Genomic DNA, 13,255 nt, shown 5'->3' with positions numbered 1-13,255 from the left:
TGGGGATTCCGATTAGTGATAAGGATTTTAGTGTCGGGACACTTGCGGCTAATTCGGCGGCTGCTAGCGGATGTGCCGCAGACCGTTTAGGCAAAAGAATGCCACGTTCGCGCGTTCCCTTTGGCGGCAACGGTTAACGTGGCAGTGAGTCCTAAGCGAGTTCGTCCAACCAGGCTGGCAGTGCGGTCGCTAATTCTTGATAGGTCAATTCAAATTTATGGGTGTACCACGGGTCGTCGATGGCCTCGCCCGTTCGACCCGGCAGAATATCGAGGCATAGCTTTACCTTGGCCGCATCGGCCGCGCTGGGGGCCATGCGCTGTAGGTTAGCGACGTTGGCGTGATCCATGGTAATAATGGTGTCCGCCCAATCAAAGTCCGCCGCCGTGATGGGGCGTGACCGGTGTTTAGCGGCGTCCAGACCGTGGGCCCGCAACGCCTTGAGAGCACCGGGGTGGGGATGATTCCCCTCTTCTTCCGGACTGGTCGCCACGGAAGCTACCTCGAACTGCGCGGTCAGGTGGCGTTGTTCCAGTAGGTTGTTGAAGATGGCCTCGGCCATTGGGGAACGACAGATGTTGCCTAGGCAAACAAAAAGCACGTGTTGCATGGGAAACCTCCTAATTATTGGTAAAGTCAGGCGTATTTATTGGTGTCTGGATTTACCGTTTGTTATGATGAGTGTACCAGAATTTTGAGAAGGAGTGACAGAAATGCCTTGGATTATTTTGATTATTGTCTTGGCCGTGCTCGTACTCTGGTACGTTAGCGCTTATAACGGTCTAATCAAGACCCGGACATACGTTCAAGAATCATGGAGTCAAATCGATGTGCAACTCAAACGGCGGAATGACTTAATTCCTAACCTGGTCTCAACGACCAAAGGGTACGCCAACTACGAGCGGGGCACGTTGAAGAAAGTGGTTGAATTGCGGAATCAATTAACGGCGATTCCGGCAGATGACCACCAACAAACGATGGAAGTGTCCAACCAACTGTCCACCACGTTGCGGTCGCTCTTTGCCCTGTCCGAAAACTACCCGGACCTGAAGGCCAATACCCAATTCAAAGAGTTAATGGAAGAATTGACCAACACCGAAAACAAGATTGCTTATTCGCGGCAACTGTACAACAGTTCCGTAGCTAGTTTGACGGTGAAGATTCAATCTTTCCCAAGTAACATTGTGGCGAAGATTCATCATTTTCAGGAAAACGAGTACCTGCAAGTTCCTGAAGAAGAGAAGACGACCCCCAAAGTTAATTTTGATGACTTTAATCAATCTGATAAGTAGGCGATCACATGTTATATGACCAAATTGCCATGAACAAGCGGCGGACGGGGTATGTCATGTTTGGCTTCGGCCTTCTCGTCTTACTGATTGGTGCGGCGCTGGGTTACCTGTTCTGGAATAATTGGCAATCCGGGGCGGTCATCGCACTCGTGGTCGCGTTGGTCTACATGCTGATTATGATTAGCCAGTCGACCAACGTGGTCATGAGCATGAACCACGCCCGCGAGATTACCGATGTCAGTCAGGCGCCTCAGCTTTGGCACCTGATTGAAGATATGGCGTTGGTGGGGAAGGTCCCGATGCCGCGGGTCTTCATCATTGAGGACCCCAGCCCGAACGCCTTCGCCACGGGGAATAGTCCAGAGAAATCGGCCGTTGCTGTGACGACCGGGATTTTACAGCGGCTGAATCGCGAGGAACTCGAGGGCGTCATCGGCCATGAGATCTCGCATGTTCGGAATTACGACATTCGGTTGCAGACGATTGCGTTGGCACTCTCCGCCGCGATCGGTATGCTGGTGAACTTTGCCAGCAACTGGTTGTGGTGGGGCGGCGGTCGCCGGCGCGATGATGACCGGGACTCGGCGGGCAACGCCATTGCGCTCGTGATTTCCATCGTGCTGATTATCCTGGCGCCACTCGCGGCCAGCATCGCGCAGATGGCCCTGTCGCGTAATCGAGAATATCTGGCCGATGCCTCGAGCGTTGAACTGACGCGTAATCCACAAGGCCTGATCAGCGCCCTGCGGAAGATCGACGACAGCGAACCCATGGAGGCGGCCGATCCCAATAGCTCAGCCCTGTACATCGGCGATCCGTTTAAGAATAAGCACCGGCTGGGCGACCTGTTTGCGACCCATCCGCCGATTGCCGATCGGATTGCCCGACTCGAAAAAATGTAAAAATAAAGTAGCGGTTTTCGCACCCGTTTCGTAGTACAATTAACAATGAGACTAGGGGAAAGAGTGTAAAGCATATGCGCGGAAATTTTGTGTATCTAAGTTTAGAACCCGTGACGAATATGATTTATTCGTTAGGGATATCACCAGCTGATTTTTTGAATGGTATTCCGGTGATACCCAATCAGCTACTTTTACTGAACCCAGAATCTGGGAGCGATGTGGAGATTAATCCCCACACGCGCCTACAGACCGTGACCGGTCAGACCCAGATTCGACGGTACCTATTGGCCAAGCACGAACACGCGGTGAAGTGGTTGGACTATGCGCACGGGGATGATTTAGATTTTCTCCTGCCCGGCGAGATTGCCGAGCTGCTCTACCTGGCCCATATGGAAACGCACATTCGCACGCCGTTTTATGCCAAGTTGCAGAATGACTATGCTTACTTAACGCTCCGCGATGGTTTCTTTAAGGTTTACTACCGAAACTTGCCTGACTTCGATCATGTTTTAGAAGTGAGCATCAAACGCCACCTGCGCGCGATGCACAACAACCGGTGGGTCTTTGCCCGCCCGTTAGCGATTAGCGACGTGCCCCATGAGATCCTGATTCAATTGACGCAGGGCCTGTTGGACGGCATGATTATCGCCTTCGATCAGCTGGTCGAACGTCACCGGATCTACGTGATTCCGGTGCGGGCCATCACGCATCCAGAGCGGCAAAATACTTGGTACACTCAGGAAGAGGTTTACGCCGATTCCCGCGAGGTGGCCAGCCTGCGTTACGATCTCACCACGCGTGAATGGGCACTCAGCATTCACGACAATCAGGTGTTTAGTGACGTGAAAGATTTAATATAACCGATTTAGTCGAACCACTGGTGGCCCAAGTCATCGGTGGTTTTGTGGCCTTTACCCGTTAAAATGGTGGTCGATTGAAAACGGGAAATCGCGGCGTTTGTCGGCGCTCTCACGCAATTTATAGCTAGTTTTAAAGTGGGATAACGGAATTCATGGTATAATGAGTTTCAGTATTTCTTTTCGACAGAAACTGGAGAGCTGACGACTCTTCAGAAATCAATTTGAGGCGGAGGGGCGTCACGCGCTCTACCCGTTACATAGGAGCATAAAACATGAAGATGCAGCTTGCTGAAATTGCTCATGCAGTGGGAGCAATTAATGATTTCGAACAATGGAGTAGTGTCAGTGTCACGAGTGTGGCTTTTGATAGTCGGCACCTTCAACCGGGAGGACTCTTTATTCCGCTGACGGGTGAGCAGGATGGTCACCAATTCATCCAATCGGCTATCGATCACGGCGCTGTAGCCACGCTGTGGGCCCGTGATTTAGCAACTGCTCCTGCTAACTTTCCGGTGATTCAGGTCGCCGATTCCTTGAAGGCCTTACAGACGTTGGCCCAATATTATTTAACGAAGATTAACCCGCGAGTGGTGGCCATTACCGGGAGTAACGGGAAGACGACCACCAAGGACATGATTGCCAGCATCCTGGCCACGCAATTCAACGTCACCAAGACGCACGCAAACTTTAACAATGAGATTGGGGTGCCCATGACCGTCCTGTCGATGGAGCCGAATACCGAGATGCTCGTGGTTGAAATGGGGATGGACCGGCCGGGACAACTCGACTTTTTGAGTAACCTCGTCGCACCGGACATCGCCGTCATTACGATGATTGGGGAAGCCCACATCGAATTCTTCGGAACGCGCGATAAGATTGCGGATGCCAAGATGGAGATTACGCACGGCCTCAGCGAAGACGGTATTCTCGTTTATAATGGGGATGAACCACTCCTTCGCGACCGCACGGCGGACCTGAACCTGCGGCAGCACACCTTTGGTCAACAGGATAGCGACGAACTCTTCGCCACCAAGATTGATGGCACAGCGACCGCTACGACCTTCACCACCAATTTATGGCCGGATAAGGCCTTTACCATTCCGATGATTGGGACCTACAACGTCAACAACGCCCTGGCCGCTTTGGCGGTGGCGAACGTCTATCGGATTCGACCGGAGAACGCCCAGCGCGCCCTCGGCACCGTTAATCTGACCGAGAACCGGGCAGAGTGGGTGAAGGGGACCGCCGGTGAGGATATCTTAAGCGACGTTTACAACTCCAATCCAACGGCCGTCAAGCAAGTCTTAGCGGCCTTCTCGCAGACCCCGGTTACCGGCAAACGGTACGCCGTTTTAGGGGACATGCTGGAGTTAGGAAACCAGGCCGACAGCATGCACGCGGACTTGGCGGACGCCATCGATCCCACCAAGATTAGTCACGTTTACCTGGTGGGGCCGCACATGGTGGCCTTACAACACCGTCTAGCTCAGGAAAAACCAAATCTGGCCGTGACACATTTTGCCGCGGATGCCTTGCCAGCGCTTACATCGGCCCTTCAGGAAGTGCTGACCGCTGACGATCAGATTTTATTAAAGGGATCTCACGGCATTCATTTGGAGCAAGTATTGGCGGCACTACAGGATTCTAATGAAAATTCATGAAAAAGATAAGCAATTCCCACGAGTCGTGGGAGTTGCTTATTTTGTTTCACCGTTGTATGATGGCTTAGTTGCTTATTTAGAGAAACAAACTTACCCCGCGTTAGCCAATCATTAATCGCCCCACGGAAAACGGATTTTTTCCAAGATTTCTGAGGCACTGGCGCGATGCACCTATTAGGAGGAAATTATTTTTGAAGTTTAAAGAACTGGGTCTTTCTGAAGACCTACTGAAAGCTGTTACCACAGCAGGTTATGAAGAAGCGACCCCAATTCAGGCCGAGACAATCCCCATGGTTTTGGCGGGTCAAGATGTTATTGGACAAGCTCAAACCGGGACCGGGAAGACTGCGGCATTTGCCTTACCAATTCTTGAAAAGATTGATAAGAAGAACGAAAACGTTCAAGCGCTGGTTGTTTCCCCAACACGGGAACTGGCCATTCAAACCCAAGAAGAAATTTATAAATTAGGCCGGAACGAACGGGCCAACGTCCAAGTCGTTTACGGTGGTGCTGACATCCGTCGGCAAATTAAAGCCTTAAAGAACCATCCTCAAGTCGTTGTTGGGACGCCTGGTCGGTTACTTGACCACATCCGTCGCCACACCTTGAAGCTGGATCACGTTCAAATGTTAGTGTTGGATGAAGCCGATGAAATGTTAAACATGGGCTTCCTGGACGACATTGAAGATATCATCAAGCAATTGCCAGAGAAGCGCCAAACCATGCTCTTCTCCGCAACGATGCCACCAGAAATCAAGCGGGTTGGGGTGCAATTCATGCAAGACCCTAAGCACGTGAAGATTAAGGCCAAGGAATTAACGACCGACTTGATCGATCAATTCTACGTCCGTTCTCGTGACTTCGAAAAGTTCGATATCATGACGCGGTTCTTCGATGTTCAAGACCCTGATTTGACGATTGTCTTCACGCGGACCAAGCGCCGGGTTGATGAAATCGCCAATGGGTTGCAAGCGCGGGGCTACAACGCTGCTGGGATCCACGGTGATTTGACGCAAAAGCGCCGGACGCAAATCATGAACGAATTCCGTCATGGGAAGTTGGATATCCTGGTCGCAACCGACGTGGCTGCCCGGGGAATCGACATCAACGACGTGACCCACGTCTACAACTACGATATTCCGCAAGACCCAGATAGTTATGTTCACCGTGTCGGCCGGACTGGCCGTGCCGGGAAGCATGGGGTTTCCATGACTTTTGTCACGCCAAACGAAATGGACTACCTGCGTGAAATCGAAAAACTGACGAAGGTGCGGATGCTTCCTTTGAAGCCGCCTTCGGATGAAGAAGCGCTGGTTAGTCAATTAGGTGCAGCTAAGGAAACGATTGCTGACCTGATTAACAAGACGGATACTGAAAAGTACGCTAAGACGGCCGAGAGCCTCTTGGCCCAATACGACGCTGAAGACTTGGTTGCCGCTCTGTTGAACGACTTAACCAAGGACAACAGTAACCAAGTGCCCGTTAAGATTACGCCAGAACGGCCATTGCCTAGGCGCGGTGGCAAGCGTCACGGCGGTGGCGGCTACCATCATGGTGGCGGTAACCGGCGTGGTGGCAATGGCGGTGGCTACCGTCATCGTCAAGACCGGCGGGGTAACGACCGTCATGGGAGTCACAGTCATGACTCTCGGAATCATGACTCACGCAACCATGGTGGCGATCGTAACCGCCGCAGCAACAGTGGTCGGCGTTCTGAAGGTGGCCGCGGGTTCACCATTCGGAAAAAAGACTAAATTAAAGATAATTGATTAGAAGGAAGCAACGCTCGGTTAGGCAGACCGGGGGTTGCTTTTTCTTTTGGCCAAAATTTGGTGAGGCTTGTATTAATTTCATTTTAACCGCACGATTCGTCCAATCTGTAAATGACTTTTGGGCTGGTGTAGCTCGAGGCAACGGTAGCGGGGGTGGTGATGCCGTAAGCGACGGAAATCGGAATAAACATACCTGAAATCGGTCGATTTAGGCCATTTAGCCAGTTTAATCTCAAAAATAAGCGATTTTTTCAAAAAAATTGCCACGTAAAGGAACGCCGACGGACCGGCGTTTTCGTCGGCTTGTGAAATAGATTACCCCACAAATCAATTTGTGAGCAGACATTTTCTATTGCGTTGGTTTTGTGAGTGTGCTATTATTCTCTTATCGAAATGATATGAAATAACTAATCAAAGCGACTTTCCCTTAGGCAACCAACCACGGAGGTTATTACGATGGCCAATTACTTTGACTTGCACGCTGCTTCGACGCTCGCCACTAAGCCAGGTCCCTTCGTCACCATGACCTTGCCCGTTACCGGAGTGCCGGCGACAGACCGGACACAGTTTAATAGTTTACTCAAGCAGGGAAAACGGCAACTAGAAGCCGTGGCGCCCAACCGCAATTGGGCCGCCTATGAAGATTCCTTTGCGCCGTATGAACACGGGCCGTTGACCAACGGTAGCGCCCGGGGGCTGCTGATTATGGCCGGCGCCACAGACAGTTACCACTACTGGCTCCACACGGCGGTTGCCCCCACGGTGACGGTGACTTACCAGCCCAACGTCCTGCCCATCCTGCAATCGCGGGATCTGACCAGCGATTACGACTTGTTGCTTCTGGACAGTCAAGGCTTCGAATTTGCTCAGGTGAGAAGTGGACGGCCAGAGTTGGTGAACTTACCGGTCGATGCGCCGAATACGCTGGAAAAGGCCCTCGGCAGTGAGCTACGAGACCGCGGTCGCTGGCAACGGTCCGCTGGAGACAGTACCCATTACAGCGGGACTGGGACGTTGGATGCCAGCAAGTCTGCCGATCAACGCAACTACTTCATGGCGGTGGATGCCTACGTGAGTCAACAATTTTCCAACGTTGATCAGGTGCCGCTGATCCTGGTGGCCGGGGCGAAGAATCAAGGGAACTTTAGAAAGTTATCCCAGAATGCGTACCTCGATGCCAACGTGCGGGTGGTCCAGAACCCTAATCTGGCGGCAGCTAATCAGACGCTCGTGGCGTTAATGGTCGGCGTGAACGACCAACGCCACGTCCAGGCGACCCAGATTCGCCAGGACGCCTACAACAAGATGCGGCAACAGAATCAGGTGGTCCAGGATCTGGGGGCGCTGGCAACGGCGGCCGTGCAAGGCCAGCTGACCAAGCTGTGGATTCAAGACGATGCCTTTCAAGCAGGTCACTTAACAGAGAGTGGTGACGTGATGACGGCAACAGCCTTGAGCCGGCAGAATAATCTGTACAACGATCTCGCGCTAGTGGTTTCACAGCGTGGTGGGCAGGTCGAGGTACTCCCAGCGGCAGCGATGCCAACGCGCAGTCCCATTGCGGCGCAGCTACGGATCAGAGAGTCCGTGCAGCAGTAACACCCGTTTGGGGGAAAAGCGAAGCGTCATCAAAACCGGAGGAATCGCCAGTCGTGGTGGCCCTCCGGTTTTTGGGTGCTTTTGAAGATAAGGGTGGTGCCAAACCGCGGTTCGAGCTCGCCCCGACAATTCCGCGCCAGTCGAAGTCTCTGACGGTTCACGGAGGGGTGCTCAGGAATCATCCCCGAATAAATTGCGATTAGTTTATGATTTGACCAACCAAATAAGTATTGGGGGTCAATTTGACAGGGCTGTGCTAAAATATAACCTAGACATTATAGAGAGGTGACATCATGATCTACGGAACCGGCATCGATATTACCGATTTAGCTCGGGTGAAGGCGGCGGTGGAGAAGCAACCGCAATTCTTACAACGCGTCTTAACCCCCGGAGAATTGGCGGACTATCAGCAATTACGAGGCGGCCGCGCGGTGGAATTCATTGCCGGCCGCTGGTCAGCCAAGGAATCGTACAGTAAAGCCATGGGAACGGGGATTGGCCGGGAAGTGGGCTTCCAGGACATCGAGATTCGAGACGATGCCACGGGCCGGCCGGTGGTGTGCCGTCATCCGTTTGCGGGCATCGCCCATGTGTCGATTTCACACACGGACACCGTGGTCATGACTCAGGTTATCTTAGAAAGAGGGCAAGCGTAATGGTAGTTGGGGTACATCGCCCAACGCAACTGGTCATCGACCGGGCGGCGCTACGGCATAACATTCACGCGGAAGTAGAACGGTTGGATCAGGGCAGCGAATTATTCATGGTGGTGAAGGCCAACGGCTACGGTCACGGCGCCATTCAGGTGGCACAGGCGGCCAAGGATGCCGGCGCCACGGGCTTTTGTGTGGCCATCTTAGACGAAGCCTTGGAATTACGGGCCGCGGGCTTTGATGAGCCCATCTTAATCTTAGGGGTGACCTCTCCGGCAGACGCGCCTTTAATGGCGGCTGAGGGGATTTCAGCCACGGTGGCAGCCACCGACTGGCTAGTCGATGCCCAGGCCTATTTAGACCTGGCAGGGACGTTAGCGGCCCCCTTACACGTGCACCTGGGCCTCGACACCGGGATGGGGCGGATTGGCTTTCGGACCGTGCCGGAACTGACGACCGCCATCGACTTTCTTCAGGCCCACGCGACCACGCTGGACTTCGAGGGAATCTTCACGCATTTTTCCACGGCGGATAGCCCCGATGACCACTACTTCCGGCAACAGGTGGCCAAGTGGCACGCGCTCACGGATGGGCTGAAACCACGGCCGCGGTACGTGCACGTGTCCAATTCGGCCACCAGCCTGTGGCACGCCGAATGCAACGACAATATGATTCGCTTCGGCGTCTCGGGTTATGGCTTAAATCCTTCGGGAACGGCGATTAAGCCACCTTATCCGCTGCAACCGGCGATGAGTCTGACCAGCGAATTGGTCTTCACCAAGCGGATTGCGGCTGGTGATTCGGTGGGCTACGGCGCCACGTATACGGCGGACCAGGCCGAATGGGTCGGAACCGTCCCGATTGGCTATGCCGATGGCTATGAACGTCGTCTCCAGGGCTTCCACGTGCTAATCGACGGCCAATTTTGCGAAATCATCGGGCGCGTCTGCATGGACCAACTCATGGTGCGTTTACCCCATGATTATTCGCGGGGGACAAAGGTTACGCTAGTGGGAGAAAATCACGGCGCAGAAATTACGTTACAGGACGTTGCCGATTACTGTGAAACCATCCATTACGAGGTCGCTTGTGGTTTCACCAGTCGGTTGCCCCGGCAGTATCGCAATTAATTCAGCGGGTTATAGTGTCCAGGGTTGGTGATTCGTGGTAAACTATATGAGTCAAGATGAATTAACCAATCTAGGAGGGAAATCATGATCCGCTCACAGCAATTAAACCGACCAGCTTTACGGTTACACATTTCCAAACGCGTCCAACGTCAGGCGTTGGTCCCGTTACGGTCAGCTGCAGCTGATAAACTTTCATTAATTGCCGGGTATCAAGCGATGGCCCTGATTAATCAAGATATTGCACGGTTGTTTACGCCGTGTGAAGAAGAAGCCGAACGGTGCTTGACCCAGTTTCGGCGAACACAATCACAAAAATAATTGAATAGTAGATAGGGGATGGCAGTCCATGGCCCGTGTTGAAGTCAAACGCGGTGATGTTTTCTTTGCCGACCTATCACCAGTCGTTGGTTCGGAGCAGGGAGGCATGCGTCCCGTCTTAATTATCCAAAACAACGTGGGAAACCATTACAGTCCAACCGTAATTGTGGCGGCAATCACCGCCCGGATCGAGAAGCCGAAGATGCCGACACACGTGGGTATCTCGGCGGAACGAACCGGTATCGAGCGGGATTCCGTCATTTTGCTTGAACAGATTCGAACGATCGATAAGCAGCGATTGAAGGATCAGGTCACCCATTTGGATGTCAAGACGATGGCGTTAGTTGACGCTGCGTTAGCAACTAGCGTGGGTTTGGTGGATAAGTCGAAGAAAAAGCGGAGTCGAAGCAACGCCCGCACTACATAGAATCTCTAGTGACAGTTAAGTTCAGGACAGATGTTCTGGGCTTTTTTGTTTTGGTTGCTAAAGATTGACAGTAGAATAAACGCGTTGATGCCGTAACGCCCGTGTTCTGCTCACTAAGATTAGTGAGACCAGGAGCCTGCGCCTGTCAGTTCCCGTGACGACTAAGGTTACCCTATGAGGCGCATCAAAATTTAGCGCATAAAAAAGGTTTGGAACCCGTTGCGCCCCAAACCTTTAGCCGTTGCGTTTAACTTTCGTGCCGTAAGTCTTCGATTTCTGGGACGTGGAATTCCTTGCGTTCCAGAGCCTTGACGATGCGGTCTAACTTTTCTTCATCGACATCGGCAGGCAGGGTGAACATGGTCCGGTGAACCAATTCGCCTTCCTGAGCGTCCAGGCTGATAACACTGGCGATGGATGTATACTTGGTAATAATCTTGGCCATGCCAGCCAAGTCACCGCGTTCGCCGGCCGAGACCACCGTTACCACGTAACTGCCGATGTTCACGTTCCACGACTGAGACAGCATGTCCATCAAGCGGGTATGCGTGAGGATGCCGTAGAAAGCGTTCTGGTCATCTAACACGGCGATGTAAGGTAAATCCTTGATGGAGAAGAAAACATTAAAGAAGGCGGCGTTAACTGAGATAAACTTCGTGGCGTTCTTCAGTAATGATGTCACCGGGAGCTGCATGTCGCCGCCCCGGGACTTGTGGCGATAAATGTGCATCTTGTAAATGTTTCCCCGGAAGATCTGTCCGGTTTCATCCAGGATCGGCACACACCGATAGCCCGAGTCTTCAAGGACCTTCAGGGCTTGTTCCAGGGTGACGTCCTCGCGAACCGTAACTAACCGTTCTTTCGGTTTCACTAGGGATTTTAGCAGCATAACAGTGACCTCCTAAAAATTAGAAACTTCTAATAATCTCCCTTAATAATACCATAGTTCCGCCCGCAAATGGTAGCACTTTTTGGTGAAAGGTGGAGAAAGTTTTCGCGAGTGGAGCGGTCGGTGAAAGCGCTTAGCGAAAATCAATAAAAAAGTCGCCAACCCGGTCAGAAGGTCGACGACTTTTTCTTTAGAAATTCATTAGAAGACAATGACGGGGGTACCGACACTGACGTTCTTGTAAACTAACTTGACCTCGGAAGGTGGCGTGTTGACACAGCCGTGTGAGCCGTGTTTCTTGTACCACGTGCCCCCGTATTGTGGTTGCCAAGGGGAATCGTGAATGCCCACGCCGGTGTCGTCGATTGGCATCCAATACTTGACCTTGGATGCGTAGCTCGAACCGTTATCGTTTTGACCGCGGAGCGTGGTGTTCCGTTGCTTACTCCAGATGACCCAGACACCGGTTGGGGTGTGGTGCGCCGTGGTTGGTAAGCCGGTGACGACGTCCGTGGAAACCACGAGTTTGCCGTTCTTATAGACCCACATATGTTGGTTGACCTTGTCGACCTCCACGTAGGAATTGCCGATGTCGGTACCGTTACTGTGGTAGCCACTCCCCTGAATAGCGGGCGTCCGGTTCATCCCTTTGCCAGCTAAGACCAGCTTGCTGAGGGTCGGCGTCTCGGATTTAACCTTGATGCTCCACCCGTACAGCCCGGCCTTGACCTTCACCGTGCCGCGTTTGGTCGACTTGAAGGTCCGGGTCTTGTTGATGGTGCCGTACTTGCTGCTGAGCTTGGTCAGGTACTGTGTGATAGCCGTCGTATCGGTCGCCAGCTTGCCATTCTTCATCGTCAGCCAACTGGCGAGCGTTTCGGCGGGGATGGTAATCTTGTGGCCACTTAACTTGTAGACGTAACTTTCCTTGGTGATGGCCGTGGCTTTGGCCTTCGCCGTCTTAAAGCTCGTACTATTGACGGTGACCGCTGGCTTGATGTAATCTTTGGAAACGTTGACCGTCGTCTTGCCGTGTTCGATGGCCGTGGTGATCGATGTCGCTAACTTCGCGGCATCTAATTGGTCCCCGGCCTGTTCCTTGGTGACCACGTATTGACCATCTTGGTAGGTGAACTTGGCATCCTTGGCGGCCGTGCGCGTTTTATTCGCCTTGGTCGCAAGACTCGTGGCTAGGGATTTGATGCTGTGTTGATTGGCATCGCTGGCATTCAGCTCGATGCTATCGGCCGTGGCCGTGGTCACGTGTGCTGGCCAGGACCAGACGTTTTGCTTGGCAATCAGTTGATTCAACGCCTGTTTAGACGTGACTTTTAGATTAACCTTTTGGGTCTTAAATGTCGCGACGGTCTTGCTGCCGTCCTTCAACGTCAGCTGTTGATTCTTCAGCGCGGATTTCAGCTTTGTCGCTGCTTGGTCGGCCGTGTTGCCGCCGACGTTGACCCCAGCAATCTCGGTATCCTTGAAGAAGACCTTGGCTGAGGAATAATGATACGCTTGGCCCACGTATATCGCACCAACCGCGACGATTGCGGTCACGATGCCGATTATGAAGCCGTTTTTCTTTTTCATTGGTAGTGACCTCCTAAAGTAAGCCAGTGGCAGGAAAGTCGTTATCCTTAACGATCACGTACTAGCATAAACCTAGCTTACTTCAAACTACCTTAAATGACAATCTAGATGCCCAGTTGGTAACGCTTACTTATTCGTAAAATTTTCGGTGTTAATATTTAA

The 13,255-nt window shown here is 52.5% G+C and carries 14 protein-coding genes; 11 read left to right on the top strand and 3 right to left on the bottom strand.

Annotated features, from left to right (window positions below):
- Positions 1-151: 151 nt before the first annotated feature.
- Positions 152-610 (bottom strand): low molecular weight protein-tyrosine-phosphatase, encoded by a 459-nt coding sequence (locus V8I28_RS10905; protein WP_341780129.1) that lies wholly within the window; start codon positions 608-610, stop codon positions 152-154.
- Positions 611-713: 103 nt separating this feature from the next.
- On the opposite strand from V8I28_RS10905, the gene V8I28_RS10900 reads away from it, so the two are divergent.
- The 11 genes from V8I28_RS10900 (at position 714) to V8I28_RS10850 (ending at position 10,614) form a co-directional block, all read left to right on the top strand.
- Entirely contained in the window at positions 714-1,292 is a 579-nt protein-coding gene (locus V8I28_RS10900; RefSeq protein ID WP_341780128.1) for a LemA family protein, read from the top strand.
- Positions 1,293-1,300: 8 nt separating this feature from the next.
- Positions 1,301-2,194: a zinc metalloprotease HtpX gene (htpX, locus tag V8I28_RS10895; RefSeq protein WP_341780127.1), complete on the top strand. Its 894-nt coding sequence runs from the start codon at positions 1,301-1,303 to the stop codon at positions 2,192-2,194.
- A gap of 119 nt (positions 2,195-2,313) precedes the next feature.
- A complete protein-coding gene (locus tag V8I28_RS10890) occupies positions 2,314-3,054 on the top strand; it encodes a hypothetical protein (protein WP_341780238.1) in 741 nt (246 codons plus the stop codon).
- 272 nt (positions 3,055-3,326) lie between these two features.
- Positions 3,327-4,715 (top strand): UDP-N-acetylmuramoyl-tripeptide--D-alanyl-D-alanine ligase, encoded by a 1,389-nt coding sequence (locus tag V8I28_RS10885; RefSeq protein ID WP_341780126.1) that lies wholly within the window; start codon positions 3,327-3,329, stop codon positions 4,713-4,715.
- On the top strand, positions 4,702-4,830 hold the full coding sequence (locus tag V8I28_RS10880) for a hypothetical protein (RefSeq protein ID WP_341780125.1): 129 nt from the start codon (positions 4,702-4,704) through the stop codon (positions 4,828-4,830). The genes V8I28_RS10885 and V8I28_RS10880 overlap by 14 nt, the downstream gene beginning before the upstream one ends.
- A 76-nt stretch (positions 4,831-4,906) precedes the next feature.
- Positions 4,907-6,469, top strand: a complete 1,563-nt coding sequence (locus tag V8I28_RS10875; protein ID WP_341780124.1) for a DEAD/DEAH box helicase — start codon at positions 4,907-4,909, stop codon at positions 6,467-6,469.
- 474 nt (positions 6,470-6,943) lie between these two features.
- A complete protein-coding gene (locus V8I28_RS10870) occupies positions 6,944-8,086 on the top strand; it encodes a baeRF6 domain-containing protein (RefSeq protein WP_341780123.1) in 1,143 nt (380 codons plus the stop codon).
- Between the two features lie 293 nt (positions 8,087-8,379).
- The gene (gene acpS / locus V8I28_RS10865) at positions 8,380-8,742 is read left to right on the top strand and encodes a holo-ACP synthase (RefSeq protein ID WP_341780122.1); all 363 of its coding nucleotides are present in this window, start codon (positions 8,380-8,382) and stop codon (positions 8,740-8,742) included.
- Positions 8,742-9,869 (top strand): alanine racemase, encoded by a 1,128-nt coding sequence (gene alr, locus V8I28_RS10860; RefSeq protein ID WP_341780121.1) that lies wholly within the window; start codon positions 8,742-8,744, stop codon positions 9,867-9,869. The genes acpS and alr overlap by 1 nt, the downstream gene beginning before the upstream one ends.
- Before the next feature lie 84 nt (positions 9,870-9,953).
- Positions 9,954-10,187, top strand: coding sequence for a hypothetical protein (locus V8I28_RS10855; RefSeq protein ID WP_341780120.1), 234 nt, complete (start codon positions 9,954-9,956; stop codon positions 10,185-10,187).
- Positions 10,188-10,215: 28 nt separating this feature from the next.
- Positions 10,216-10,614, top strand: a complete 399-nt coding sequence (locus V8I28_RS10850; protein ID WP_341780119.1) for a type II toxin-antitoxin system PemK/MazF family toxin — start codon at positions 10,216-10,218, stop codon at positions 10,612-10,614.
- A gap of 247 nt (positions 10,615-10,861) precedes the next feature.
- On the opposite strand, the gene cbpA is transcribed toward V8I28_RS10850, so the two are convergent.
- Both cbpA and V8I28_RS10840 read right to left on the bottom strand, forming a co-directional pair.
- A complete protein-coding gene (gene cbpA, locus V8I28_RS10845; protein ID WP_341780118.1) occupies positions 10,862-11,503 on the bottom strand; it encodes a cyclic di-AMP binding protein CbpA in 642 nt (213 codons plus the stop codon).
- 201 nt (positions 11,504-11,704) lie between these two features.
- Complete coding sequence (locus V8I28_RS10840; RefSeq protein ID WP_341780117.1) at positions 11,705-13,093, bottom strand: L,D-transpeptidase family protein; 1,389 nt, start codon at positions 13,091-13,093, stop codon at positions 11,705-11,707.
- Positions 13,094-13,255 lie beyond the last annotated feature (162 nt).

Origin of the sequence: Levilactobacillus sp. HBUAS70063 (genome assembly GCF_038374745.1) — a bacterium.
Lineage (GTDB): Bacteria > Bacillota > Bacilli > Lactobacillales > Lactobacillaceae > Levilactobacillus.
The sequence above is the reverse complement of the archived record's forward strand: the minus strand, read 5'-3'. Positions and strand labels throughout refer to the sequence as shown.

What these genes read in the sequence shown, in the direction of transcription:
- V8I28_RS10905 (WP_341780129.1), bottom strand. Translation starts at nt 610, where the DNA reads ATGCAACACGTGCTTTTTGTTTGCCTAGGCAACATCTGTCGTTCCCCA.
- V8I28_RS10900 (WP_341780128.1), top strand. Translation starts at nt 714, where the DNA reads ATGCCTTGGATTATTTTGATTATTGTCTTGGCCGTGCTCGTACTCTGG.
- htpX (WP_341780127.1), top strand. Translation starts at nt 1,301, where the DNA reads ATGTTATATGACCAAATTGCCATGAACAAGCGGCGGACGGGGTATGTC.
- V8I28_RS10890 (WP_341780238.1), top strand. Translation starts at nt 2,314, where the DNA reads ATGATTTATTCGTTAGGGATATCACCAGCTGATTTTTTGAATGGTATT.
- V8I28_RS10885 (WP_341780126.1), top strand. Translation starts at nt 3,327, where the DNA reads ATGAAGATGCAGCTTGCTGAAATTGCTCATGCAGTGGGAGCAATTAAT.
- V8I28_RS10880 (WP_341780125.1), top strand. Translation starts at nt 4,702, where the DNA reads ATGAAAATTCATGAAAAAGATAAGCAATTCCCACGAGTCGTGGGAGTT.
- V8I28_RS10870 (WP_341780123.1), top strand. Translation starts at nt 6,944, where the DNA reads ATGGCCAATTACTTTGACTTGCACGCTGCTTCGACGCTCGCCACTAAG.
- acpS (WP_341780122.1), top strand. Translation starts at nt 8,380, where the DNA reads ATGATCTACGGAACCGGCATCGATATTACCGATTTAGCTCGGGTGAAG.
- alr (WP_341780121.1), top strand. Translation starts at nt 8,742, where the DNA reads ATGGTAGTTGGGGTACATCGCCCAACGCAACTGGTCATCGACCGGGCG.
- V8I28_RS10855 (WP_341780120.1), top strand. Translation starts at nt 9,954, where the DNA reads ATGATCCGCTCACAGCAATTAAACCGACCAGCTTTACGGTTACACATT.
- V8I28_RS10850 (WP_341780119.1), top strand. Translation starts at nt 10,216, where the DNA reads ATGGCCCGTGTTGAAGTCAAACGCGGTGATGTTTTCTTTGCCGACCTA.
- cbpA (WP_341780118.1), bottom strand. Translation starts at nt 11,503, where the DNA reads ATGCTGCTAAAATCCCTAGTGAAACCGAAAGAACGGTTAGTTACGGTT.
- V8I28_RS10840 (WP_341780117.1), bottom strand. Translation starts at nt 13,093, where the DNA reads ATGAAAAAGAAAAACGGCTTCATAATCGGCATCGTGACCGCAATCGTC.